The organism is Streptomyces sp. NPDC043861 (genome assembly GCF_056435905.1).
Genome location: NZ_JBWKDP010000001.1, coordinates 798,289 through 821,384, shown reverse-complemented (window position 1 = coordinate 821,384; position 23,096 = coordinate 798,289). Strand labels below are relative to the sequence as shown.

Annotated in this window: 20 protein-coding genes and 1 riboswitch; of the genes, 1 reads left to right on the top strand and 19 read right to left on the bottom strand. The window is 69.9% G+C overall.

From position 1 onward, the window contains the following. Nucleotides 1–57 precede the first annotated feature (57 nt). Nucleotides 58–1,047, bottom strand: a complete 990-nt coding sequence (locus AC068D_RS03405) for a M23 family metallopeptidase (RefSeq protein WP_478821217.1) — start codon at nucleotides 1,045–1,047, stop codon at nucleotides 58–60. Between the two features lie 2 nt (nucleotides 1,048–1,049). Next, a riboswitch (cyclic di-AMP (ydaO/yuaA leader) is annotated at nucleotides 1,050–1,213 on the bottom strand. Between the two features lie 713 nt (nucleotides 1,214–1,926). Between AC068D_RS03405 and AC068D_RS03400 the strand changes: the two genes are divergently transcribed. Beyond that, nucleotides 1,927–2,739 carry a tyrosine-protein phosphatase gene (locus tag AC068D_RS03400; RefSeq protein ID WP_478821216.1) on the top strand — a complete coding sequence of 271 codons (813 nt, stop codon included), beginning with the start codon at nucleotides 1,927–1,929 and terminating at the stop codon, nucleotides 2,737–2,739. 27 nt (nucleotides 2,740–2,766) lie between these two features. Here AC068D_RS03400 and AC068D_RS03395 read toward each other — a convergent pair whose 3' ends face one another. The 18 genes from AC068D_RS03395 to AC068D_RS03310 all read right to left on the bottom strand — a co-directional run bounded on the left by AC068D_RS03395 (nucleotide 2,767) and on the right by AC068D_RS03310 (nucleotide 22,946). After that, nucleotides 2,767–2,913, bottom strand: coding sequence for a DUF6126 family protein (locus AC068D_RS03395; RefSeq protein ID WP_478821215.1), 147 nt, complete (start codon nucleotides 2,911–2,913; stop codon nucleotides 2,767–2,769). An 11-nt stretch (nucleotides 2,914–2,924) separates the two neighbouring features. Next, on the bottom strand, nucleotides 2,925–3,542 hold the full coding sequence (locus tag AC068D_RS03390; RefSeq protein WP_478821214.1) for a helix-turn-helix domain-containing protein: 618 nt from the start codon (nucleotides 3,540–3,542) through the stop codon (nucleotides 2,925–2,927). 61 nt (nucleotides 3,543–3,603) lie between these two features. Next, on the bottom strand, nucleotides 3,604–4,989 hold the full coding sequence (locus tag AC068D_RS03385; protein ID WP_478821213.1) for an aspartate aminotransferase family protein: 1,386 nt from the start codon (nucleotides 4,987–4,989) through the stop codon (nucleotides 3,604–3,606). Further along, the gene (dxs, locus tag AC068D_RS03380) at nucleotides 4,986–6,887 is read right to left on the bottom strand and encodes a 1-deoxy-D-xylulose-5-phosphate synthase (RefSeq protein WP_478821212.1); all 1,902 of its coding nucleotides are present in this window, start codon (nucleotides 6,885–6,887) and stop codon (nucleotides 4,986–4,988) included. The genes AC068D_RS03385 and dxs overlap by 4 nt, the downstream gene beginning before the upstream one ends. Before the next feature lie 82 nt (nucleotides 6,888–6,969). Then, nucleotides 6,970–7,983, bottom strand: coding sequence for an adenosyl-hopene transferase HpnH (hpnH, locus tag AC068D_RS03375; protein ID WP_478821211.1), 1,014 nt, complete (start codon nucleotides 7,981–7,983; stop codon nucleotides 6,970–6,972). A gap of 5 nt (nucleotides 7,984–7,988) precedes the next feature. Further along, nucleotides 7,989–8,648: a 5'-methylthioadenosine/S-adenosylhomocysteine nucleosidase family protein gene (locus AC068D_RS03370; protein ID WP_478821210.1), complete on the bottom strand. Its 660-nt coding sequence runs from the start codon at nucleotides 8,646–8,648 to the stop codon at nucleotides 7,989–7,991. Beyond that, nucleotides 8,649–10,649, bottom strand: a complete 2,001-nt coding sequence (gene shc, locus AC068D_RS03365) for a squalene--hopene cyclase (protein WP_478821209.1) — start codon at nucleotides 10,647–10,649, stop codon at nucleotides 8,649–8,651. A 146-nt stretch (nucleotides 10,650–10,795) separates the two neighbouring features. After that, nucleotides 10,796–11,896: a polyprenyl synthetase family protein gene (locus tag AC068D_RS03360; protein ID WP_478821208.1), complete on the bottom strand. Its 1,101-nt coding sequence runs from the start codon at nucleotides 11,894–11,896 to the stop codon at nucleotides 10,796–10,798. Then, a complete protein-coding gene (hpnE, locus tag AC068D_RS03355) occupies nucleotides 11,893–13,284 on the bottom strand; it encodes a hydroxysqualene dehydroxylase HpnE (RefSeq protein WP_478821207.1) in 1,392 nt (463 codons plus the stop codon). Before hpnE ends, AC068D_RS03360 begins: the two co-directional genes overlap by 4 nt. 133 nt (nucleotides 13,285–13,417) lie before the next feature. Beyond that, the gene (gene hpnD, locus AC068D_RS03350) at nucleotides 13,418–14,356 is read right to left on the bottom strand and encodes a presqualene diphosphate synthase HpnD (protein WP_478821206.1); all 939 of its coding nucleotides are present in this window, start codon (nucleotides 14,354–14,356) and stop codon (nucleotides 13,418–13,420) included. An 8-nt stretch (nucleotides 14,357–14,364) separates the two neighbouring features. Then, nucleotides 14,365–15,288, bottom strand: coding sequence for a squalene synthase HpnC (hpnC, locus tag AC068D_RS03345; protein WP_478821205.1), 924 nt, complete (start codon nucleotides 15,286–15,288; stop codon nucleotides 14,365–14,367). Nucleotides 15,289–15,734: 446 nt separating this feature from the next. Then, nucleotides 15,735–16,520 (bottom strand): ABC transporter ATP-binding protein, encoded by a 786-nt coding sequence (locus tag AC068D_RS03340; protein ID WP_478821399.1) that lies wholly within the window; start codon nucleotides 16,518–16,520, stop codon nucleotides 15,735–15,737. A gap of 1 nt (nucleotide 16,521) precedes the next feature. Continuing rightward, a complete protein-coding gene (locus AC068D_RS03335; protein ID WP_478821204.1) occupies nucleotides 16,522–17,451 on the bottom strand; it encodes an ABC transporter permease in 930 nt (309 codons plus the stop codon). A 94-nt stretch (nucleotides 17,452–17,545) separates the two neighbouring features. After that, nucleotides 17,546–18,418 carry a glycosyltransferase family 2 protein gene (locus tag AC068D_RS03330; RefSeq protein WP_478821203.1) on the bottom strand — a complete coding sequence of 291 codons (873 nt, stop codon included), beginning with the start codon at nucleotides 18,416–18,418 and terminating at the stop codon, nucleotides 17,546–17,548. Between the two features lie 5 nt (nucleotides 18,419–18,423). Beyond that, nucleotides 18,424–19,203 (bottom strand): CDP-alcohol phosphatidyltransferase family protein, encoded by a 780-nt coding sequence (locus AC068D_RS03325; RefSeq protein WP_478821202.1) that lies wholly within the window; start codon nucleotides 19,201–19,203, stop codon nucleotides 18,424–18,426. Beyond that, entirely contained in the window at nucleotides 19,181–20,245 is a 1,065-nt protein-coding gene (locus AC068D_RS03320) for an iron-containing alcohol dehydrogenase family protein (RefSeq protein WP_478821201.1), read from the bottom strand. The genes AC068D_RS03325 and AC068D_RS03320 overlap by 23 nt, the downstream gene beginning before the upstream one ends. Next, complete coding sequence (locus AC068D_RS03315; protein ID WP_478821200.1) at nucleotides 20,233–20,970, bottom strand: phosphocholine cytidylyltransferase family protein; 738 nt, start codon at nucleotides 20,968–20,970, stop codon at nucleotides 20,233–20,235. The genes AC068D_RS03320 and AC068D_RS03315 overlap by 13 nt, the downstream gene beginning before the upstream one ends. Then, nucleotides 20,967–22,946 carry a DUF5941 domain-containing protein gene (locus AC068D_RS03310; RefSeq protein ID WP_478821398.1) on the bottom strand — a complete coding sequence of 660 codons (1,980 nt, stop codon included), beginning with the start codon at nucleotides 22,944–22,946 and terminating at the stop codon, nucleotides 20,967–20,969. Before AC068D_RS03310 ends, AC068D_RS03315 begins: the two co-directional genes overlap by 4 nt. Nucleotides 22,947–23,096 lie beyond the last annotated feature (150 nt).

Here is a 23,096-nt window from a genome sequence, read left to right as displayed (position 1 = left end):
GTCCGCCGCCCCTCCGTCAGGAAAGGGGCGGCGGACTTCACTGACGTTACGTCAGATTCAGATCGACACGCCGTGCCCTCGCAGGTAGGCGAGCGGGTCGATGTCCGAGCCGTAGCTCGGCGTCGTGCGGATCTCGAAGTGCAGGTGCGGGCCGGTGGAGTTGCCGGTGGAACCGGACAGACCGATCTGCTCACCGCCACGCACGCTCTGGCCGGCCGAGACCGAAAGGGAGGAGAGGTGCGCGTACTGCGAGTAGGTGCCGTCGCTGTGCTGGATGACGACCTGGTTGCCGTAGGCGCCGGCCCAGCCGGCCGAGACGACGGTGCCGGGGCCGACGGACTTGACCGAGGTGCCGATGGAGGCGATGAAGTCGAGACCCGTGTGGTAGCCGCTGGACCACATGGCACCGGGCGTCCGGTAGGAGGTGCTGATGCCACCGGTGACCGGAGCGGTGTAGCCCGTGACCTTGGCCTGTGCGGCGGGGGCGGCGGCAGGAGCCGCAGCGGGAGCGGCAGCGGGGCGCTCGGCGCTGCGTGCGGCGCGCTCGGCCGGGGCGGCCTGGCGCTCCTGCTTCGCCGGAGCCGCCGCCTTGTGCTCGACGGGAGCCTTCTTCTCGGCCGGCGCCTTGCGCTCGACGGGAGCCTTCTTCTCGGCCGGGGCGGCCTTGGCCCCGATCGTGAGCTTGAGACCCGGGTGGATCAGCGACGGGTTCTCACCGACGGCCTCACGGTTGTCGGCGTACAGCTTCTTCCAGCCGCCGTTGACGTCCTGCGCCACGGCGATCTTCGACAGATAGTCACCCGCCACGACCGTGTAGGTCGTGGGGACCTTCCCCGCCTTGGGCGCCTGAGGGGCAGCCTTCTGGGCGACGGAGGTGACGGAGGCGACATGCTCGGGGCTCACGGCGGGAGCCGACTTCTCCGCGGCGTGCGCACCGGTGGCGCCGATGAGCGGGAGTGCGATGACGGCGCCACCGGTGCCGGCGGCAGCGAATCCGCGCGTGAACGGGTTGGTCCTCGGACGGCGGTGCTTACCCTTTGCGGGCATGGCGAATTCCTCTCCGGCGCCTGCGAGGTGAGCTGTCGGGTTCGGGCTGGAGATGCCCGGCCGCGTATGCATCGCGACTTCACCCCTAGCCGTCCGGAACTCCCGGCCGGCGGACTTACCTGGGTCCCCCGCTCCTGCCACACGTGGATGGGTGCGATATTCCGGACGGCGGCAGGATTGGGCGATCCGACCGGATTGCGGCGACCGTAAGCGAGCCTTGGCGGGGGTACAAGCCACCTCAATCGCCCGACATTCACCCGCGCGATACCAACACGGATTTTCCGGTGACACTCCGTGGATTACGGATCTTCGATTTCCTTATGGACAAGGGGACTTGATTCCGGCGCACGACGACAGACCGTCACGAATATGATCCCGCTCACGGTACGGCGCCCATCTCCCTTGCAACCGGGGCGCGTTATGCGAAATCACCCAATACGGACAGATGCCTCATTAGTGTCAGATTGCGCCGTTGCTCCACTCAATGGACAACTTCGCCAGATCCCCCCTCCCCCCGCACGCCCTCGAGCCCGGGCGCCACGGCGCGACTGGATCACGACGGACGGCACCCCACCCGTGGAGCGCCAGCCCCGAAAGCCCGGCACCCGGCGAGGCTCCCCCGCCCGCACGACAGGAGGGGGAGCCGGCGGCCGGACGTCCGCGGCGCGTCGAGCACGCGACCGCGTTCGGCCTCCACGATCACCTGACCGGACCAGCCCATCACATCCACACAAAGTGGAACATTATCGAGCAGATTCCGTACTCGAGGGAGCGCTCATACAGGCATAGCCGAGATGATTGCCTGAGGAATCAATGTCGTATGGTCGGAGCGCGCCATCGTCGGCGAGCAGTGCCGACCGCAGACACGGAGGAGCCCCCGTGACGCAGCTGCCACAGGTCCCGTCGACCGAACCCGAGCTCTCCGGCGTGCGCAACTTCCGGGACGTGGGCGGGCTTCCGACCGTGGACGGGCGGCAGGTGCGGTACGGACGGCTCTTCCGCAGCGGTCACCTCGCGCACGCGACCGCGAGCGATGCCGCCTTCCTCGCCTCTCTCGGGCTCCACACGATCTTCGACTTCCGCAATGCCGCCGACCACAAGCTGGAGGGCCCGGACGTCGAGCTGCCCGGGGTGCGGAACCTGAACATTCCGCTCAGCGATCCGGCCGACGGCGCCGAGTTCTGGAGGATGGTGCGCGACGGCAACATCGACCAGCTGAGGTCGATCCTCGCCGACGGCAAGGCGGCCGGCCGGATGACGGCTTCCTACCGCATGATGATCAAGACGCGGACGGCCGAGCACAGCCGGGTGCTGCATGCACTGGCGGAGGACAGTGTTCCGGCGCTGATGCACTGCGCGGCGGGCAAGGACCGCGCGGGACTGTCGATCGCGGTCTCGCTGCTCGCGGTGGGGGTCGAGCGCGATGCCGTCGAGGCCGACTATCTGAAGTCGAACGACCCGCACCGACGCTACAAGGTGCGCCGCAGCGACACTTCCCCGGCCGGGATGTCGCCGGAGGTCATGGAGCTGCTCAGCCCGCTCTTCGACGCCCGCGCCGAGTATCTGACGGCGGCGTTCGAGACCATCGAGGAGACCTGGGGCACCACCGAGCGCTATCTCTCCGACGGGCTCAAGATCTCGCCCGGGACACGTGAGCAGCTGCGCGAACGGCTGCTGGACGGCTCCGTCTGAACCCCTTCCGGCCGTCGCGCAGCATGGTCACTTGCCGCCGACGGTGAACAGCAGGTAGAGGAAGGCCGCGAACAGATGGCCCGCGACCAGGTACGCGAACAGTCGCACGATCAGCCCGATCGGGAACTTCTGCTCCTGGTGCGCGTCCCGGCTGGATGACGGCTTCTCCGGCATGACGGATCTCCTCAGCTGTGCGGATGCGCGTGCGGGTCGGGGCTCTGCAACAGGGTGTGGACGAACAACAGCTCGACCCCCTGCCGGGTGGCCGAGGTGATCCGGTGCGGCGTGAGCGAGTCGAAGTGGGCGCTGTCCCCCGGTTCGAGCTCGTGCACGCTGTCGCCGAGGCCGAGCCGCAGCCTGCCTTCCAGCACGTGCAGCCACTCCTCGCCCGGATGCACCCGTACCAGGTCTCCCTGGGTGGCGTACGGCACATGCACCCGCAGGGCCTGCATGGCGCGGCCCCTCCCGCCCGCCTTTCGGTAGGCCCAGCCGTCGGCCGCGGCGGGCCCCATCCGCCCGCCCCGGACGACCGCGTCACGCTCCGGCGGCAGCTCACCGAGCAGTTCGGCGACCGTCGTACCGTAGGCCCGGGCCAGGGCGAGCAGCATGGGCAGCGAAGGCTGCCTGTTGCCGGTCTCCAGCCGGGACAGATGGGCGGGCGAGAGACCGGCGCGCTGGGCGGCGGCCTCAAGGGTGAGACCCCGGCGGCGGCGCAGCTCGCGGAGCCGGGGTGCGACATCGGGCAGCTCGTCCGCCGTCGGTGCATCGGTTCGCCCGGCAGACTGTCCGGCAGAAGGACTCATGCCCCCATTGGGCCAGGATCTTTCCTCTCGGGCAAATTTTTTGCCCGAGAGGCAAAGAGACTCAGTGGTCGCCCACTGCCTGCCGTACGAGCGTTTTTCCGAAGTCCCACATCAGCCCGCTGCCGGCGTGCGCATCGTCCATCACGGCGGTGAAGGCCTGGACGAACCGGTCGACCTCGCCCTCTCCGATGACCAGGGGCGGAATCAGTTTGATCACTTCCAGCCGGTCCCCGGAGACCTGGGTGAGGATGCGGTGCTTCTGCAGCAGCGGCACGACCACCATCTGCGCGAAGAGACCCTTGCGGGCGGCCTGCAGCATGGTCCAGTGGCTGCGCAGTCTCAGGGACGACGGCCTGCCGAACTCGATGCCGATCATCAGTCCCCGTCCACGGACCTCCTTCAGCAGCTCGTAGCGGTCCACGAGTGCGGCGAGCCGTGTCCGCAGCAGCTCCCCGGTGACCCGTGCATTCGCGACGATCCCGTCGTCCTCGATCACGGAGAGCACGGCCAGGCCCGCTGCCATGGCCTGGGCGTTCGACCCGAAACTGGCGGAGTGCACCAGCACCCGGTCCATCGACGAGTAGACCTTCTTGAAGATCCAGTCCTTGCCGAGGGTCGCGCCGACCGGCACATAGCCGCCCGAGAGTGTCTTCGCCACGCACACCAGGTCGGGCTCGACGTGTTCCTCGTGCTGATAGGCGTAGAAGTCACCGGTCCTGCCGAAGCCGGTCTGCACTTCGTCGACGATGAGCAGTGCCTTGTGCCGGTGCAGCAGTTCCTGGGCCGCGTACAGGAAACCGGGCGGTGTCTCGTGCACCCCCTTGCCCTGGATCGGCTCCACGACGAAGCCCGCCACATCGCCCCGCTTCAGCTCGCGCTCGAGCGCGGCGAGGTCCCCGAGCTCGATCGCGGTGTCCGGGAGCAGCGGGCCGAACCCGTCACGGAAGCCCGCCTCGCCGTTGACCGAGAGAGAACCCGTGGTCAGCCCGTGGAAGGCATGCGTGCAGAAGACGATCCGCGGCCTCCCGGTCGCGCAGCGGGCGAACTTCAGCGCCGTCTCGATCGCCTCCGTACCGCTGTTGCCGAAGAACACCCGGTCCAGGTGGGGACTGTGGGCCAGCAGCTTCTCGGCGAGCAGTCCGGGCAGCGGAGCGCAGTCGAAGCGGGTGAGGTCGGCCAGTGACGCGTCCAGGACGTCGTGCAGGGCCTTTCGGACGACGGGGTGGTGCCGGCCGAGGCCCATGACCCCGAAGCCGGCGAGCATGTCGAGGTAGTCGTTCCCGTCCGCGTCCCAGAAGTACGCGCCCTCGCCCCGCTCGTACACCTTGTCGAAGCCGATGGTGCGGAGCATGCGCGGCAGCTGGTGATTGAGATGCCTGGCGTGCAGCTCGTAGCGTTCACCGCCGCGCTCCGCGAGCAGCCGCCCGAGGTCGAACTCCTTGCTCATCGCACGCTCTCCTCGATTCCCTCGGTCTGCTCGCGGCGCGCCAGGGCGGCGCCGATCCGGCCCGCGATCTCCACGGGCGTCAGCCCGATGTCGGCCAGCACCTCTCCGCGCTTTGCATGGGCCAGGAACTGCTCGGGGATGCCGAACGTCCGCAGCGGTACATCCACCCCGGCGTCCCGCAGCGCCTGTCCCACGGCCGCGCCGACACCACCCGTGCGGCTGTTGTCCTCGACCACGGCGACGAGGCGGTGCCGTCCGGCGAGCGGGGCGAGCTGCTCGTCCACGGGCTTGACCCAGCGCGGATCGACGACGGTGCAGCGGACACCGCGCGCCTCCAGCAGATCGGCGGCCTGCAGACACACGGACGCGAGAGCCCCGACCGAGACCAGCAGCACCCCGGCGTCCTCGGCCCGGCGCAGTACGTCCATACCCCCGACCCGGTCCAGGGCAGGAAGCGGCTCGCCCACCGACTCCTTCGGGAACCGCAGCACGGTGGGCGCGTCGGTCACGTCGACGGCCTCGCGCAGCTGGGCCCGGAGCTGGTCGGCGTCACGCGGTGCGGCGATCCTGAGCCCCGGGACGACCTGGAGGACGGACATGTCCCACATGCCGTTGTGCGAGGGCCCGTCGACTCCGGTGACACCTGCCCGGTCCAGGACGAAGGTGACGCCGCACCGATGAAGGGCGACATCCATCAGGAGCTGGTCGAAGGCGCGGTTGAGGAAGGTGGCGTAGACGGCGACGACGGGATGGAGCCCTCCGGTGGCAAGTCCGGCGGCCGAAGCGGCCGCGTGCTGTTCGGCAATACCCACGTCCCAGATCCGGTCCGGGAAGCGCTCGGCGAACTTCGTCAGGCCGACCGGATCGAGCATGGCTGCCGTGATCGCCACCACGTCCGGCCGCTCGGCGCCGATCTCGGCGATCGCGTCGCCGAACACCGAGGTCCAGGACGGGCCGCCGGACGGCGCCAGCGGCTCACAGGTCAGCGGGTCCATCGCCCCGACGGTGTGGAAGCGGTCGGCCTCGTTCTCCAGTGCGGGCTGGTAGCCACGGCCCTTCTCCGTCAGGCAGTGGACCAGCACCGGGCCGTGGAAGCGTTTCGCGCGGCGCAGAGCCGACTCCACCGCGGCGACGTCGTGACCGTCGACGGGGCCGACGTATTTCAGCCCCAGGTCCTCGAACATCCCCTGGGGGATGAATGCGTCCTTGAACCCCTTCTTCGCGCCGTGCAGTGATTCGTACAGCGGTCGTCCGACCACGGGTGTGTGCTGCAGGACGCCCTTGCCCCAGGCGAGAAGGCGCTCGTACCCGTCCGTCGTGCGGAGCGTGGCGAGGTGGCCGGCGAGTCCGCCTATCGTCGGCGCGTACGAGCGCTCGTTGTCGTTGACGACGATGATCAGCGGTCGGTCCCTGGCGGCGGCGATGTTGTTGAGGGCCTCCCAGGCCATCCCGCCGGTGAGCGCACCGTCCCCGACGACGGCGACGACATGCCCGCTCCGCCCGAGGACCTGGCGCGCCTTGGCGAGTCCGTCGGCCCAGCCGAGCGCGGTGGAGGCATGGGAGTTCTCGATGACGTCGTGCTCAGACTCCTCGCGCGAGGGGTAGCCCGAGAGGCCGCCCTTGCCACGCAGCTTGGAGAAGTCCTGCCTGCCGGTGAGGAGCTTGTGCACATAGCTCTGGTGTCCGGTGTCCCAGAGGATCCGGTCGACGGGCGAGTCGAAGACACGATGGAGCGCGACGGAGAGCTCCACCACACCGAGGTTGGGCCCCAGATGGCCGCCCGTCCTTGCGACTGCATGGATCAGGAACTCCCTGATCTCCGCAGCCAGTTGATCGAGTTCCGCCCTTGTCAGCGCCTTCAGATCGCGTGGTCCCCGGATGTTCTCCAGAAGTGACACGCTCGGCCCCCTCTCTGATCGGTCCCACCTACGGCGACAGCGGGCGGCGCTCGGCCGCCCGCCGGCCTCTCCTCCTCGGCGGTCAGCCGGAAACCGTGTCCCGGGCAGCGCGCAGTGACTCCTTGAGGGAGCCCATGGTGGCCAGCACCGCGGTCGGCTCGTAACCGCAGTGCGCCATGCAGTTGGCGCAGCGCGGGTCCTTGCCCCGGCCGTACTTGCTCCAGTCGGTCTCCTCCACGAGCTCCCTGTACGTGGGCACGTACCCGTCACTCATCAGATAGCAGGGCCGCTGCCAGCCGAAGAGCGAGTAGTTCGGGATCGCCCACGCCGTGCACGGGAAGTCGACCTTGCCTTCCAGGAAGTCCAGGAAGAGCGGCGAGTGATTCAGCCTCCAGCGCCGACGGTTGCCGTCCGCGAACGCCTTTCTGAACAGCTCGCGGGTCTGCTCGACACCGAGGAAGTGCTCCTGGTCGGGCGCCTTCTCGTAGGCGTACGCGGGCGAGATCATCATCTCGTCGACCTTGAGGTCGTCGTTGAGGTAGTTCAGCACCTCGATGACGGTCCCGGGGGTGTCGGTGTTGAAGAAGGTGGAATTGGTGGTGACCCGGAAACCCCGCCGCTGAGCCTCCTTGATCGCTTCCACCGCCTCGTCGAACACGCCCTCCTTCGCCACCGACTCGTCATGACGCTCGCGCAGCCCGTCGATGTGGACGGCGAAGGCGAAGAACGGCGACGGTGTGAAGCTGTCCATCTTCTTCCGCAACAGCATGGCGTTCGTGCAGAGGAAGACGTACTTCTTCCTGCCGACCAATTGGCGCACGATCTCGTCGATCTGAGGGTGCATCAGCGGCTCGCCGCCCGCAATGGAGACCATCGGGGCCCCGGACTCGAGAACAGCGCCGACCGCCTGCGCGACCGGCATACGCTGCTTGAGGATTCCGGCCGGGTGCTGGATCTTCCCGCAGCCCTCGCACTTCAGATTGCACGCGAACAGCGGCTCCAGCTCCACGATCAGCGGAAACTTCTCACGCCTGCGGAGCTTCTGTTCAATGAGGTAGGTCCCGACCCTGATGGTCTGACGGAGCGGCATGGCCATCTAGCTCACCTCCTGGGGAGCAGAAAAGAACGGTGCCATTCATAGAAAGCCGGAAGGACGGCACGCAGGACACGGAAAGCAGATATTCCACCGCGCATCGTGCCGATACGGACCAGTTCGTGCTCAGGAGCGTCCACGACCACCCGGACGGCGGCAACCGGGCGCATTCCCGTGCTCAGAGCACTGTGGAGCGTGGCGGCCGACTCCATGTCCACCGCGATCGCTCCGGTGGCAGCCAGCTCGGCCCGCTCCTGACCGCGCACGACATGGTCGGAGGCGGTCAGCGGACCGGTGTGCACGGTATGTCCGGGCACGGCACGGGCGAGCTCCTGCACGAGCAACGCGGTGCCCGTGCAGGGCGTGGCGCCCCAGGGGCCGCGGGTCTCGTCCGCCACCACCAGATCCCCGGGGTGCATCCCGGGCGCCAGGCCGGCGCAGAAGCCCGATGCGACGACCGCGGCACCGCGCCACCGCTCGTCACGGAGCACACGCGCCACGGCCCCTTGTGCGTTCTTGGGCCCCATGCCCGTTCGGAGTACGGTCACGGGTCCCTGCGCACCGCCGCGGCCGTGCCCTGCGCCGCGAAGGGCCATGCGCTCGATACCGAGCGCGCAGGCGATCAGCAGCGGCGGCGGCGAGCCGGACGGCTCCGTGGACGCGTCCATTCACCCCCCGTTCCGGCGGCCGAGCGGCTCGTCGCGCACATAGCGGCCGAGCGCCGTGAGCGGGAAGACCTGCCGGTAGAGGTGGTAGTTGATGGAGAAGTCCCAGGGGAAGCCGGTACCCGTGAAGTACGGCTCGTCCCAGGAGCCGTCCTCGCGCTGGGTTCCGATGAGGAAGGCGATGCCCCGTTCGACCGCCTTGCCCTCCCGCTCACCGGCCGCGAGCAGGGCCAGCAGTGCCCATGCGGTCTGGGACGCGGTGGAGACTCCCCGGCCGATCGCGTCCGCGTCACGGTACGAGCGCAGATCCTCGCCCCAGCCGCCGTCCTCGTTCTGGACGGATTCGAGCCAGCCGACGGCGCGCCGGATCGCGGGATGCCCGGGGGGCAGTCCCGCGGCGGTCAGAGCTGGCACCACCGAGCCCGTACCATAGATGTAGTTGACGCCCCAGCGCCCGAACCAGGCCCCGCTCGACTCCTGTTCGGCAAGCAGCCACTCGACGCCCGCGCGGGTACGGGGATGATGTGCCCTGCCCTCGTGGGCAAGCATCTCCACGGCGTGCGCGGTGACGTCGGCGGACGGGGGGTCGATGACCTCACCGAAGTCACAGAACGGCAGCCGGTTGGGGAAGCGGCTGGTGTTGTCGGCGTCGAAGGCCGCCCAGGCCCCGTTCTTCGACTGCATCCCCAGGGTCCAGTTCCCGGCCCTCGCGATCGCGCCGTCGATGCGCGCAGGGTCGGGGTGCTTCACCCGGCGCAGCGCGAGAACGACCTCGGCGGTGTCGTCGACGTCGGGGTAGTTGTCGTTGTGGAACTCGAACGCCCAGCCGCCGGGAGCGAGTCGGGGTTTGCGCACGGTCCAGTCGCCGGGCTTGACGATCTCTTCGGCCAGCATCCAGTCGGCGGCCTTCACCAACGCCGGATGGTCGGTCGGCAGCCCGGCGTCCGCGAGTGCGATGGTGGCGAGACAGGTGTCCCAGACCGGTGACTGGCATGCTTCGATCATCCTGGCACCGTCGTCGCGCCATACGGTGAAGCGGTCCAGCGACTCCAGGCCGGCCCTCATCACCGGGTGCCGGAGGTCGTAGCCGAGCAGGTGCAGGGCGATGAGGGAGTAGACGGCGGGCGGCTGGATCCCGCCCCAGCAGCCGTCGTTCTCCTGTCGTTCGACGATCCAGCGTGCCGCCGAGTTCATCGCCGCACGGCGCAACGGACGCAGCGCGACCTTGTGGTACCCGTGCAGCGCCCGGTCGAGACGCTGGAACAGACCGTCCCAACTCATGGCGGGGGCCAGGGGCTTCGACGGATTCGGGTGATGCCGGTCGGTGTGCAGCTCATCGAGCGCGAAGGGCGCGGGACGGACGGGCCTCTTCGCGGAGACGATGGTGAGGGGCACGACGGTCTGGCGTGCCCAGCAACCGAAGTCATAGATGTTGAGCGGGAACCAGGAGGGCAGGTAGATCAGTTCGGGCGGCAGCTCGGGCAGGTCGTCCCACCGCCACCAGCCGAAGAGCGCGAGCCAGATGCGGGTGAAGACGCGGCACGCGGCGATGCCGCCCTGGTTGCGGATCCACGCGGCGGCGAGGGCCATGTGCGGGTCGTCCGGCCGGTCGCCCGCCAGTCTCAGGGCGACATAGGCCTCGACGGTGGTGGACAGCTCGCCGGGGCCGCCGTGGAACGTCGCCCAGGTACCGTCCTCACGCTGCTCGCCACGGATGAAGAGAGCGGCGGCGTGGGTGGTCTTCTCGTCCTGGACACCGAGGAACTGACGGAGCAGCAGGTCTTCGGCGTCCATCGTGACATTGGTCTCGAGGTCACCCTTCCACCAGCCCTCGTTGTCCTGGAGGGCGAGCAGGTGCTCGACGGACCTCAACGCCGCCCGGTCGGCGGCCGCATAGATGTCAGCACCCGTCGAGGGAGCGGCAGGAGGTGCGTCGGTCGGTTCGCTGGCCGCGGCTGCGCGGGGTCCCGGGGCCCCTGAGCTTCCGTCGGTCGTCGCTGTCATGGCTTCCCCTTCGTGCAGTCGGATCTCTGCTGCTACGGGTCTGCCGTCGGCCGGCGCCGGAAATGGCGCCGGCCGGCGACTGCGAGCTCATATGCGGTTGATCGGGATCATCACTCCCGCGTGATCACCCATGGGGGCGGCAGCGTTCATCTCTTGCGCACGACGACGAAGTCGGCGAGCGCCACGAGCTGCGCCCGGACCCTGTCGGGCATGTCGACGCGGTCCAGCGCCCCGACGGCGATCGCATGCTGCCTGCGGGCCTCCTGAGCGGTCCACTCGCGGCCGCCCGCCTCCTCGATCAGGGCGGCCCTGGCGGCGAACTCCTCCTCGGAGAAGCTGTCGAAGTCATTGCTCTTGGCATCGGCGGCGAGGAGTCCGGCGAGCCGCTCGGAGGCCGGGCCGCCCGCGGCGAGCGCGGCGACGACCGGGAGGGACTTCTTGCGCTGGCGCAGGTCGCTCCAGGTCTGCTTGCCGGTCGACTCGGGGTCGCCCCAGATGCCGAGCAGATCGTCCACGGCCTGGAAGGCGAGCCCCAGGTGGTAGCCGTAGGCCTCCAGGGTGTCCGCGGTGCGGTCGTCGGCGCCGCCGAGCACCGCACCGATGGACACCGCACAGGCGAGCAGCGCACCCGTCTTGTTGCCCTCCATCTCCAGGCACTCCTCGACGGCGACGCTCTCGCGGTGCTCGAAGGAGATGTCCTGGGCCTGGCCGTCGATGAGCTTGCGGGTCGCGGTGGTGAGCCGTCGCGTCGCCCGCCCGGCATCGACCGTGCCGAGCTCCAGCAGGATCTCGTTGGCCAGCGCGAAGAGCGCGTCGCCGACGAGGATGGCCTGGGCCGGGCCGTGGACCTTCCACACGGTGTCGCGGTGGCGCCGCTGCTCGTCGCCGTCCATCAGATCGTCGTGGAGCAGCGAGAAGTTGTGCACCAGCTCGACCGCGACGGCTCCGGGGACACCGATCTCGGGCGCGGCTCCGGCCGCCTCCGCGGACAGCAGCGCCAGCGCCGGGCGTACGGCCTTGCCGCCGTCGCCCTCCGCGGGCCGGCCGTGGGCGTCGATCCAGCCGAAGTGGTAGGCGGCGACGGTGTCCATGGGCGGCGCGAGCCGCTCCACTGCTGCGCGCAGCACCGGGATGGACATGGTCCGTCCGCGCTCGAGCAGCGCGGTGACGTCCGCGGTGTCGACAGCCGGATTCGCCGAGGGCGCAGTCGGCACTTTCTCTCCTCTGGTTCCAGTGCTCGGTCTCATGCCGCCTCCTCGAGCGGATGTGCATGGGGGCGGCCGAGGTCGGTGAGCGCGGCGCCGGCGGCGCTGAATCCGCTGCGCACTGCGCCCTCCATGGTCGCGGGCCAGCCTGTGGCGGTCCACGATCCGGCCAGGTACAGGCCGGGTGCACGGGTCCGCGCGGCGGGCCGGAGCCTGCCGACGCCGGGGCTGGGAGCGAACGTGGCGGTACGCTCCCGGGTCACGAAGAAATCCCGTACCTCCGCACCGTATGCGGCCGGCAGCAGGCGCTCCAGTTCGGGGAGGTAGCGCTCGCGCAGCTCGGCGACGGGTGCGTCGATCTCGTCCTCGGCGGCCGACTGGGACACGGCCAGGTACTGGCCTGCGGCCAGCCCGGAGGCCTCCGTGCGGTCGAAGACCCACTGTACGGGGGTGCCGAGCGCGACGAAGAACGGCTTGCGCAGCACCTTCCGGTCGTAGATCACATGAAGGTTGAGGATCGGCGCGGTCCCGATGTCCAGCAGCCGGTCCGGGTTCTCGAGCGCGTCCTCGGGCAGCAGGGCGTGGGTCTCGCGCTGCGGTACGGCGAGGACGACGGCATCCGCGTCCAGCCGTTCGGCACCTGCTGTGACGTTCCAGCGGCCTTCGGCGGTGCGGGTGACGGCACTCACCCGGGTGCGCAGTTCGGTGCGGACTCCGGCAGAGTCGAGGGCCTTGCGGGCCAGCGTGTCATGGAGGTCGCCGAGCGGGACCCGGGACCAGCCGATGTCCGCCGCGCCGGGCTCGGAGAGCAGTCCGGTCTTGAAGACCATCGCGGCTAGGCCCATGGAGGCGTTGGCCGCGGTGGCGTTGAGGGTGGCCACACCGACGAGGTCCCAGAGGGCTTCGACGGCGCGCTGCGACTGGCCGTGGCGGCCCAGCCAGGTGGCGAAGTCGATGCCGTCGAGGGCCGGGTCGTCGGGGTCGAGCCGCTTGAGCGCCAGCGCGGCCCGTCCGACGGCCGCGCGCTCGGGGAGGGAAAGATGCGCATAGGTGGCCAGGCTGCCGGCGAGGTGCAGCGGTACGGGCAGGGCGGTGCGTCGCAGCCGTCCGAGCCGTGGCCGCCGGGGGTCGGCGACGTCGAGGACCGGCACGTCGAGCCGGTCCTGGAGCGGGGCCAGACGGGCGCCGTCGACCCGGTCGAGGAACCAGCGGTAGGAGGTGCAGCACCGCAGGTACACATGCTGGCCGTTGTCGACGCTCAGTTCGCCGCGCCGGAAGGAGAAGGCAAGGCCGCCGAGCCGCGGACGGTTCTCGAAAAGGGTGACGCGGACGCCCGAATCGGCGAGCCGGAGGGCGGTGGTGACACCGGCCAGCCCGCCTCCGACCACTACCGCGTGCGGGGGCGACGTCAGGCCGTCCTGTGCCGTCATGAGCCCTCCCGGACGTCGGCGCGCAGTGCGCACGACCGCGCGCTCGTGCGCATCGCAGTAGTCAGGGACGCAGCGACGTCGCGGAGGGTTGCGCACCGGTTGCCGGCGCTGCGCACGAAGGAGGAATGACGCATCAGGCACGCCTCCTGACGGTCTGCCGCGTGACATGGCGGGTGTCGAGCCCTGACAGGCCACGGACGGCGACGTACGCCTTCTCGCGGCCGGGGAGCGAGACCCGGCCGCGGAGAACGGCCCCGGGGTCGCGCTCGATACGGTCGAGGAGGCGCCGGTAGATCCCGGCCATGGCGGCCACACAGGCACCACTGCGCCGGTCGAGCATGGGCAGCAGCCGGTAGCCCTCCGCGAACAGCCCTCGGGCGCGCCGCACTTCGTAGTGAACCAGACCCGTGAAGTCGGCCTCCGCCGGCGGGCCGGCGCGGTGGAAGCCCGTGGAACAGCCGAACTTGGCGAGGTCGTCGGCGGGCAGATAGGTCCTGCCGTTGGCGGCGTCCTCGCGGACGTCCCGGAGGATGTTGGTGAGCTGGAGGGCGAGGCCCAGGGTGTCCGCGTACTCGGGGGCGCGGTCGGCGCCGGGCGCGCCGTGCAGCGTGCCGAACACGCCGAGCGAAAGACGGCCGATGGCGCCCGCGACGCACCGGCAGTAGACCTTGAGGTCGTCCCAGGTCTCATAGGTCTCGCCGGCGACGTCCATGAGGACACCGTCGATGAGTTCGTCGAGCCCGCCGAGCGGGATCGGGAAGCGGCGCGCCGCGTCGGCGAGTGCCACGGCGACCGGGTCGGTGTCGTCCTCGTCGACGTTGTCCTCACGGATCCTGCCGAGGAGCTCGCGTGTCGCCTCCAGCCGATCCCGTTTTGCGGCCTCGGCGAGTGCGCCGTCGCCGATGTCGTCGACGCGGCGCGAGAAGGCGTACAGCGCCGACATGGCCTGTCGCTTGTCCGTGGGCAGCAGCCTGATTCCGTAGGCGAAGTTGCGTGCCTGCTGGCCGGTGACGGTCTCGCAGTAGCTGTACGCGGCCTGCACCGGCGCGGACATCTGTGTCTGTCCCTCCATGCTCCGGCTCACCCCTCTCTACGGGCTCTGCGCAAGACAGCTCCCACTTCGCGCATCAGTCTCGGCTTGGTGGGTCTGGGCGGCCCGGGGAGCACGTCGTGGCCGGCGGCCGCGATGGCGTCGAGCGCGGCGTGCCCCCCTGCCACGAATCCTGCGAGCAGCAGTCTGAGCCTGCCGTGGACGCTACCCACGAGTGGCGTTCCTTCATCCAGCAGCAGGCGGGCGCGTTCGGCCTCGAACGCGACCAGCGCGCGCACCGACGCGCCCCCTGTCGGCGCGGCCAGGTCGGCCTCGGTGACCTGGAACCGCTTCATGTCCTCGGCCGGGAGATAGATCCGGCCACGGGCGAGGTCCTCCGGGACGTCCTGGAGGTGCTCGACGATCTGGAGTGCGGTGCAGATCGCGTCGGAGAGGCGGACCCGCTCGGGGCTGGCGGTTCCGGTGATGCCGAGGACGAGGCGGCCGACGGGGTTGGCGGAGAGTTCGCAGTACGCGACGAGGTCGTCGTAGGTCTCGTAGCGGCTGACGTGCTGGTCCTGCCGATTGGCCTCGATCAGGCCGAGGAACGGCTCGGGGGTGAGTGAGCAGCGGCGCACGACGGGTACCAGGGCGCGCAGCAGCGGGTGACTCGGCGTGTCGCCGTCGCCGTGGGAGAAGACACGCCGCAGATCGGCCTCGAAGGCGTCCAGCATCACGAGCCGGTCGTCGGCCTGTGCCGGCTCGAGCCCGAGGTGGCGGGCGTCGGCGCCACCGGGCGCGAGGTCGCCGTCGCCGATGTCGTCGACGAGGCGGGCGTAGCCGTACACGGCCATCAGGTCGTCGCGCGCGGCACGCGGCAGGAAGAAGGGGGCCACGGGAAAGTTCTCGTCCGCGGCTTTGCCGAGCGTGGTGCGCATGGAGGCGTCGGGGCGCACCTGCCGGGTTCCCGTCACTGCGGTCTGCCCGGCGCGGGGACGGCACTCCGCGCGCGGAGCTGGAGAGTTTCCGTCATTGCCGTCACATCTCCCGTTCTACACTGCCGACCCAATACATCCTATTTCGGACACGCCGCCGGGCTTTCCGAGTGGGGGCCCACCCCGGCGGGAGGAAAACCTAGGGGGTATCGCCCCACTTGCCATGAATCAGCACCGGTACAGCTTACGTTGTACAACGCCCGGGACCGTGCCGGGGCGTTGCGCGCATTACAAGAACAATGCGGTCCACGACCAACCTCCCCAGGAGTCACAGGACTTGACAAACGAATGACACAGCGGGACCGGAGTGCGGTCTCGGCCAGGGGTCCGGCGCGCGCGCCACGGCGGGCCGGTTCCCCGCACGGACCGAACGGGCCCCCGCCGGAGCAGTCCGGCGAGGGCCCTTCCGTGCGGCGGACCGGCGACTACTTGCCGGTCTCCTTCTCGTACGCCTTGATGACCTCGTCGGTCGGGCCGTCCATCAGCAGCTCGCCCTTCTCCAGCCACAGGACACGGTCGCAGGTGTCCCTGATCGACGAGTTGCTGTGGCTGACCAGGAAGACCGTGCCGGCCTCCTTGCGCAGCTCGCGGATGCGCGCCTCGGAGCGGATCTGGAACTTGCGGTCACCGGTGGCCAGGGCCTCGTCGATCATCAGGACATCGTGGTCCTTGGCCGCCGCGATCGCGAACCGGAGCCGGGCACCCATGCCCGAGGAGTAGGTGCGCATCGGCAGGGTGATGAAGTCGCCCTTCTCGTTGATCCCGGAGAAGTCGACGATGCCCTGGTAGCGCTCCCGGATCTCCTCGCGCGACATGCCCATGGCCAGGCCGCCGAGTATGACGTTCCGTTCTCCGGTCAGGTCTCCCATCAGCGCGGCATTGACGCCGAGCAGGGACGGCTGGCCGTCGGTGTAGACCCGCCCGCTCTCGGTGGGCAGCAGGCCCGCGATGGCCCGCAGCAGGGTCGACTTGCCGGAGCCGTTGGTGCCGATGAGGCCGATGGCCTCGCCTCGGTACGCGGTGAAGGAGACGCCGCGCACGGCGTGCACCTTGCGGATTCCGCGCGACTCACCTCGGTCGCGCCGCAGGATCCGGCTCAGGGCTGCGGTCGCCGTGCCGCGGCCGCCGCCGCCTCCGTTGACGCGGTAGACGATGTGGACGTCGTCCGCGATGACGGTGGGGATGCGGGCATCCTTCGGTTCTTTCTCCAGGTCAGCCACGGCCGTACCGCTCCTCCGCCTTCCAGAAGTACACAAACCCGGCGATGCCCACGAGCACCGCCCAGAGCAGGCCCGCCAGCCAGACGTGCGAGGGCAGGTTCGAGGAGTCGTACCCGTCGATCAGGGCGAAGCGGATCAGGTCCATGTAGATCGCAGCGGGGTTGTACATCAGGACGTCGGCGATCCAGGCCGGCTTGCCCTCGAGCATCACCTTGATGGAGAACATGACACCCGAGCCGTACAGCCAGGTACGCATGATGAACGGCATCAGCTGGGCGAGGTCGGGGGTCTTGCTGCCCATCCGGGCCATGATCAATGCCAGGCCCACGTTGAACACGAACTGCAGCACCAGCGCGGGCACCACCAGGAGCCAGCTCAGCGACGGGTAGCTGCCGAACGCGATCACGATCAGCACGAGCACGATCATGGAGAACATCAGCTGCTGCAGCTGTTGCAGCGCGAACGAGACGGGCAGCGAGGCACGCGGGAAGTGCAGCGCCCGGACCAGGCCCAGGTTGCCGGAGATCGAGCGGACGCCTGCCATCACCGACGTCTGCGTGAACGTGAAGACGAACACGCCGGTCACCAGGAACGGGATGTAGACGTCCTTCGACATCCCCCGTCCGGCGCCGAGGATGAGGCCGAAGATCAGGTAGTACACGAGAGCGTTCAGCAGGGGTGTGGCCACCTGCCACAGCTGGCCGAGCTTGGCCTGGCTGTACTGGGCCGTGAGCTTCGCCTGGGAGAAGGCCAGGATGAAGTGCCGACGGCCCCAGAGCTGCCTGACGTACTCGAAGAGTCCCGGTCGGGCACCGCTCACCGAGAGGCCGTACTTGGCGGCGAGCTCCGCCGGCGTCAGACCGTCGTCGGGAGACGGTGGAACGCTTGTCGCGATCGCACCGTCATGGGTTGTGTCACTCACAAGTTGAAACTTTCGTGTTCAAGATGCGCGGCAGATGGGTGCCAGGTGGCGGCCGGGTCCCTGAGTACGCCCGATGCTCTCAGATCTCGGCCCGTCAGACGACAGGTGGTCGGCCCAGCCGAGTCAGGCGCCACACGGTACGCCACTTCATGGGACGGCGCGGCCCGCACGGAGTCGTCCAGCCCTCCTTGAAGCCGCCGAACCATGCCTTGAGCGCCGGCACGGACGGCCGCCTCAGAAGCGTCAGCGCTATCCATACTCCCAGGTACACCGGCACCAGCGGAGCAGGCAGATTGCGACGGGCCAGCCACACCCGGTTGCGCGCCACCATGCGGTGGTACACCGCGTGCCGCGACGGTGGCGTCGTCGGGTGGAACAGCACCATGTCGGAGCGGTAGTCGATCATCCAGCCGGCGTCCAGCGCCCGCCAGGCGAGATCGGTCTCCTCATGGGCGTAGAAGAACTCGTCCGGCAGTCCGCCGACCTCGGCGATGACCTTCGTCCGTACGGCGTTGGCGCCGCCCAGGAAGGTCGTCACACGAGAGGAGCGCATCGGGTCGGAGGCACGCAGTCGCGGAACGTGCCGGCGCTGGGTGGCACCGGTCTCCGGATCCGCGATCCGGAAACTCACGATCCCGAGGCTCGGGTCCTCGTCGAAGGCCCGGCGGACCAGCTCGGCGGTGTCGTTGTTGGGCAGCAGACCGTCGTCGTCCAGGAAGAGCAGGACGTCGACGTCCGTACCGGAGGGGCCGAAGGCCGCGATACCGGCGTTGCGGCCTCCGGGGATGCCCAGGTTCTCCGGCAGGTCGACGGTGCGGACACCGTCGGGCACGCCGGTGACCGGGGCACCGTTGCCGACGACGACCACCTCGATCGGGTCGCCCTCCTGCTTGGCGACCGAGTCGAGAAGAGCACGCAGATCGTCCGGGCGGTTGCCCATGGTGATGATGACGGCGCCCAGTTTCATCGCGCTCACCTCAGCCTGCTGGAGACGAGGATGGACACCAGGTGCAGCACCGTCTGGAGCAGCGCGATACCGGCCAGCACCGCGACGCCCAGGCGGGAGAAGAACAGGTCGCCCCTGACCGCGTCGAGAACGGCCAGCAGCAGGATGAGCAGGGACGCCTCGATGCCGAGCACCAGCCGGTGGAACTTCAGCGCGGCGGCGGCCCGGCGGGCGAGTGCCATACCGGACGACCGCGGCTCGGCCGCCGCGTCCTTGACCGGCGGCAGCCCTCCCTGGTGCCGGGCGACGCCGACCAGGTCGGTCTCGGCCTTGATCAGGATCGCGCCGAGCGCGGCGAGGGTGCCGAGGAAGGCCCACAGCCAGTCGACCGGCCCGTTGCCCCACGGATCCGCGGCGCGCAGGCCGAAGCCGACCAGGACCGCCGCGTCGCACAGGTAGGCGCCGACCCGGTCCAGGTACACCCCGGACAGTGAGAACTGCTTCTTCCAGCGGGCGACCTCGCCGTCCACGCAGTCCAGCAGCAGGTAGAGCTGGACCATCACCACGCCGAGGACGGCGCCCCAGATGCCCGGCACCAGCAGGGCCGGCAGGGCCAGGACACCGGCCAGGGTCATCAGATAGGTCAGCTGGTTGGGCGTGACCCTGGTCGTGACCAGGACACGGGTGATGCGCAGGGAGATCTCGCGCATGTACAGGCGGCCGCCCCAGTGCTCGCCACTGCGCCGGTCCTTGACTCCCGCCGGGTGAACGACGGGACGGAGCTCAGCTACGGATGGTCTTGGCATAGTCGGCGTACGCGTCCCTGATCTGATCGGTGGACAGGTCGAGGTGCTCGAGGATGGTGAAGCGTCCGGGGCGGGTCTGCGGTGCGTAGTCCACGGCCCGGACGAATTCGTCCGCGGAGAAGCCGATGTCCTCGGGGAGCACCGGCAGACCGTGTCTGCGGAGCACCTCCGCGAAAAGCCCGGACTCCTCGCGGGCGCCGCGCAGGTGCATCGCGAAGGCGGCGCCCAGTCCGACCTGCTCGCCATGGCTGGCGGCCCGTTTCGGGTAAAGCAGGTCGAAGGCGTGGCTGATCTCGTGGCAGGCCCCGGAGGACGGCCGGGAGTCGCCGCTGATCGACATGGCGATGCCGGAGAGCACCAGCGCCTCGGCGAGCACGGTCAGGAACTCGTCGTCGCCGACGCCACCGGGATGGCGGAGGACGGACTCCCCCGCGGTCCTGGCCATGGCGGCGGCAAGACCGTCGACGGACTCGCCGGTGATCTTGTGGGAAAGCTCCCAGTCGGCGATCGCGGAGATGTTGGAGATCGCATCGCCGATACCGGAGCAGACGAACCGGACAGGCGCTTGGCGCACCACGTCCAGGTCGATGACCATCGCGATCGGCGAGGGGACACCGTAGGAGCCGCGCCCGTTGTCGTTGTCCAGGATCGAGATCGGCGAGCACAGGCCGTCGTGCGCCAGGTTGGTGGCAACGGCGACCATCGGCAGTCCGACCCGCGCCGCGGCGTACTTCGCCACGTCGATGATCTTCCCACCGCCCAGGCCCACGACCGCGTCGTAGCGGCGCTTGCCCCTGACGTCGTCGGCGAGCTTGACCGCCGAGTCGATGGTGCCGTCGGCGACCTCGTACCAGTCGGCGCCCGGCAGCACCGGGGCCAGCCGCTCGCGCAGTGCCTGGCCCGAGCCGCTGCTGATCGCGAACGCGAGCTTGCCGGACGCGGAGATGCGCTGGTCGGCCAGCAGGCCGGCCAGATCGTCCATCGCCCCGCGGCTGATGTCGACGACGACCGGCGAAGGGATGAGCCGGGTCAGTACTGGCACGCGATCTCCCGGCCCTTGGCGAGATCGTCGTGGTTGTCGATCTCGACCCACTTGACGTCGCCGATCGGTGCCACGTCGATCCGGAAGCCCCGGTTCACGAGCTCCTGGTAGCCGTCCTCGTAGTAGAGGTCGGGGTCGCGCTCGAAGGTCGTCCTCAGCGCGTCGGCCAGGTCCTCGGCGGCCTCGGGCTCGATCAGGGTGACACCGATGTACTCGCCGGTGGCCGAGGCCGGGTCCATCAGCTTGGTGATCCTCTGCACGCCCTCGCCGTCGGCGGTGATCACCTTCATCTCCTCGTCGGCGAGCTGCTTCACCGTGTCGAGGGCAAGGATGATCTTCTGGCCGTTGCCGCGGGCGTCGAGGAGGGTGCGCTCGACGGAGACCGGGTGCACCGTGTCGCCGTTGGCGAGGATCACACCCTGCTTCAGGACGTCACGGGCGCACCACAGGGAGTAGGCGTTGTTCCACTCCTCGGCCCTGTCGTTGTCGATCAGGGTGAGCTTCACACCGTAGGTGGCCTCGAACTCGTCCTTGCGCGCGTACACGGCCTCCTTGCGGTAGCCGACGACGACGGCGACCTCGGTGAGTCCTATCTCGCTGAAGTTCTTCAGCGTGAGGTCGAGGACCGACAGATTCCCGTCCACGGGCACGAGGGCCTTCGGGAGCGTGTCGGTGTACGGACGCAGTCGCCGTCCGGCACCGGCTGCCAGTACGAGGCCGATCATGCGGGTTCTCCTTCGTCGTGTACGGCGGGTGCTCCGGCGGAGACCCAGAAGCGGACGGACTCCACGACCACCACCAGGGCCACGGCCACCGCGAGCACGGTGAGCGCGACGGTGAAGCCGGTGCCTTGCGACGCCAGGACGGCGGCGAGGACCGCGACCGTCAGCGTGCGGCCTTCATGCCCGCCGATCGTCCGCACCAGCCAGGCAGGCGGTGCGCCGGTGCCGCCGCGGATGCGGTACACCGTGTCGTAGTGATGGTAGGCGACCGCGGCCACCAGGCCGAAAGCCGCCGGAAGGGCCCCGTTCACCTCCGAGCGGGCGGCGAGAATCAGGACCACGCCGTACTCCGTGGCCCGGAAGAGCGGGGGCACCAGCCAGTCGAGGGCGCCCTTGAGGGGGCGGGCGACGGCGAAGCCCGAGGTCACGACGTACAGCGCGGCCGCAGCGACCGGCCACCAGCTGCCGTACTCCGCAAGACCCGCAGCGCACACCACGGCGGCGCCGCCGGCAACGGCCACCGCGAGGGGCAGGATGCCGGGCAGCCGGCGGGCGGCTCCGGAGAAGATCGCCGCGAAGCCCTCGGCGAGGGCTCCCGAGTCGGCGAGATCGGCGAGTGCCTCGGCCGCACGGTCGGTGCGCTTCGCCTTGCGGGTCAGCGAGCGCAGCACGCGGCCCGCGGTGGTGTACGTCGCGGCGAACGCGCACCCGACGAGCAGGGCGTAGAAGACGATGCGGGGCGTGGTGACGGCCGTGAGCACGGCGATCATGGCCCAGCGCTCGCCGATCGGCAGGACGATCATGCGACGCAGCCAGACGGTCCAGCCGACGCTGTCGAGCCTGTCCGACAGCGCGGCGGTGGGGCTCGTGTTTGCGGTCGCGTCGTGGTTCGCCTCGTTGAACGAGAAGTCCACCACATGCCGGCAGGTCTGCAGCACCATCGCGCCGAGAGCCAGCGCCCATACGTCGTCCCCGCCCCGGGCGGCACCGAGGGCGAGGCCGGCGTAGTACGCGTACTCCTTGGCCCGGTCGAAGGTGGCGTCGAGCCAGGCGCCCATCGTCGAGTACTGCAAGGAGTAACGGGCGAGCTGCCCGTCGGTGCAGTCCAGGACGAAAGAGAACAGGAGCAGGACGCCTGCGGCGACGTAGCCCCCGCGGGTGCCGGTCGCGGCGGCACCGGCCGCGATCAGCGCGGTGATCAGCGACGCGGTGGTCACCTGGTTGGGAGTCAGTCCGCGGCGCGCGCACCAGCGGGCGAGGTAGCGCGAGTACGGGCTGATGCAGAAGGTGGTGAAGAACCCGTCGCGGGCCTTCACGGCGGAACGCAGACGTATGGCCTCGTCGTCGACGGCGGACACGGCCTGCCGGGCCTCGTTGCGGGCCTGGGGGTCCTCCGGCACGGTCGCCACGAGCGAACCCAGCTCGGGCCGGTGCGGTGTGACGCCCTCGGCGCCGAGGCCTTCGGCCACCCGATCGGCGAGTACGGCGCTGCGCGCCACGGTCCCCGCCCCGTCGGCCGCGACGGCGCCGGTGGTCACGGTGCCCTCGGTGACATCTCCGCCGGGGGCCTCGTCGACCCGCGGGGTTTCGTCCGTCCCGGCCGCAGGGCCGCTCCCGTCGTCCGCCGTCCCGGGGGCGGCAGCACCGCGGGCCGGGGAGACCGGTCCCGTGGAACCGGAGCCGCCGGCCGCGCGCAGCGCGTTCAGCAGAGCCGGCCGCGCCTGCGGCTGCGCCGTCAACGCGCCGGGGACGGCGGCTGCCGGGAAGCGGGGGTCGGTGAGGCCCAGGCGGAGGGCGTGGACATGACCGACGAAGCGGGGGTCCACCACGGCGACGCGTTCGGCCGGGGGGACCGAGGCGAGCAGCGCCGCGGTCTCGTCGGCACCGGAGGCGACGCGGACGTCGAAGCCCAGCGACCGGAGATCGCCCTCGAGCGGCGATCCGGGTACCGGCGGACCGGTGAGGATGGCGGTCGACAGACGGACTCACTCCTTGGCACTGACGGATGGGTGTGTGCACGGCGGCTCGGCCCGGGACCCGGGCGGCGGCACGTCGGCTGAGGCTATCGGATGTACGGAAGCCCGAGTTCACCGAGGTTTCCCGGTGGGGACACTCCCGCTGCGCCCGCC

Coding starts and splice junctions, on each gene's coding strand:
- AC068D_RS03395 (WP_478821215.1), bottom strand. CDS start 2,913: ATGCCGGAGAAGCCGTCATCCAGCCGGGACGCGCACCAGGAGCAGAAG.
- hpnH (WP_478821211.1), bottom strand. CDS start 7,983: ATGGCCATGCCGCTCCGTCAGACCATCAGGGTCGGGACCTACCTCATT.
- AC068D_RS03405 (WP_478821217.1), bottom strand. CDS start 1,047: ATGCCCGCAAAGGGTAAGCACCGCCGTCCGAGGACCAACCCGTTCACG.
- shc (WP_478821209.1), bottom strand. CDS start 10,649: ATGACAGCGACGACCGACGGAAGCTCAGGGGCCCCGGGACCCCGCGCA.
- AC068D_RS03325 (WP_478821202.1), bottom strand. CDS start 19,203: ATGCCAAGACCATCCGTAGCTGAGCTCCGTCCCGTCGTTCACCCGGCG.
- AC068D_RS03360 (WP_478821208.1), bottom strand. CDS start 11,896: ATGAGACCGAGCACTGGAACCAGAGGAGAGAAAGTGCCGACTGCGCCC.
- hpnE (WP_478821207.1), bottom strand. CDS start 13,284: ATGACGGCACAGGACGGCCTGACGTCGCCCCCGCACGCGGTAGTGGTC.
- AC068D_RS03385 (WP_478821213.1), bottom strand. CDS start 4,989: ATGAGCAAGGAGTTCGACCTCGGGCGGCTGCTCGCGGAGCGCGGCGGT.
- AC068D_RS03315 (WP_478821200.1), bottom strand. CDS start 20,970: ATGATCGGCCTCGTACTGGCAGCCGGTGCCGGACGGCGACTGCGTCCG.
- AC068D_RS03390 (WP_478821214.1), bottom strand. CDS start 3,542: ATGAGTCCTTCTGCCGGACAGTCTGCCGGGCGAACCGATGCACCGACG.
- AC068D_RS03330 (WP_478821203.1), bottom strand. CDS start 18,418: ATGAAACTGGGCGCCGTCATCATCACCATGGGCAACCGCCCGGACGAT.
- AC068D_RS03370 (WP_478821210.1), bottom strand. CDS start 8,648: ATGGACGCGTCCACGGAGCCGTCCGGCTCGCCGCCGCCGCTGCTGATC.
- hpnD (WP_478821206.1), bottom strand. CDS start 14,356: ATGGAGGGACAGACACAGATGTCCGCGCCGGTGCAGGCCGCGTACAGC.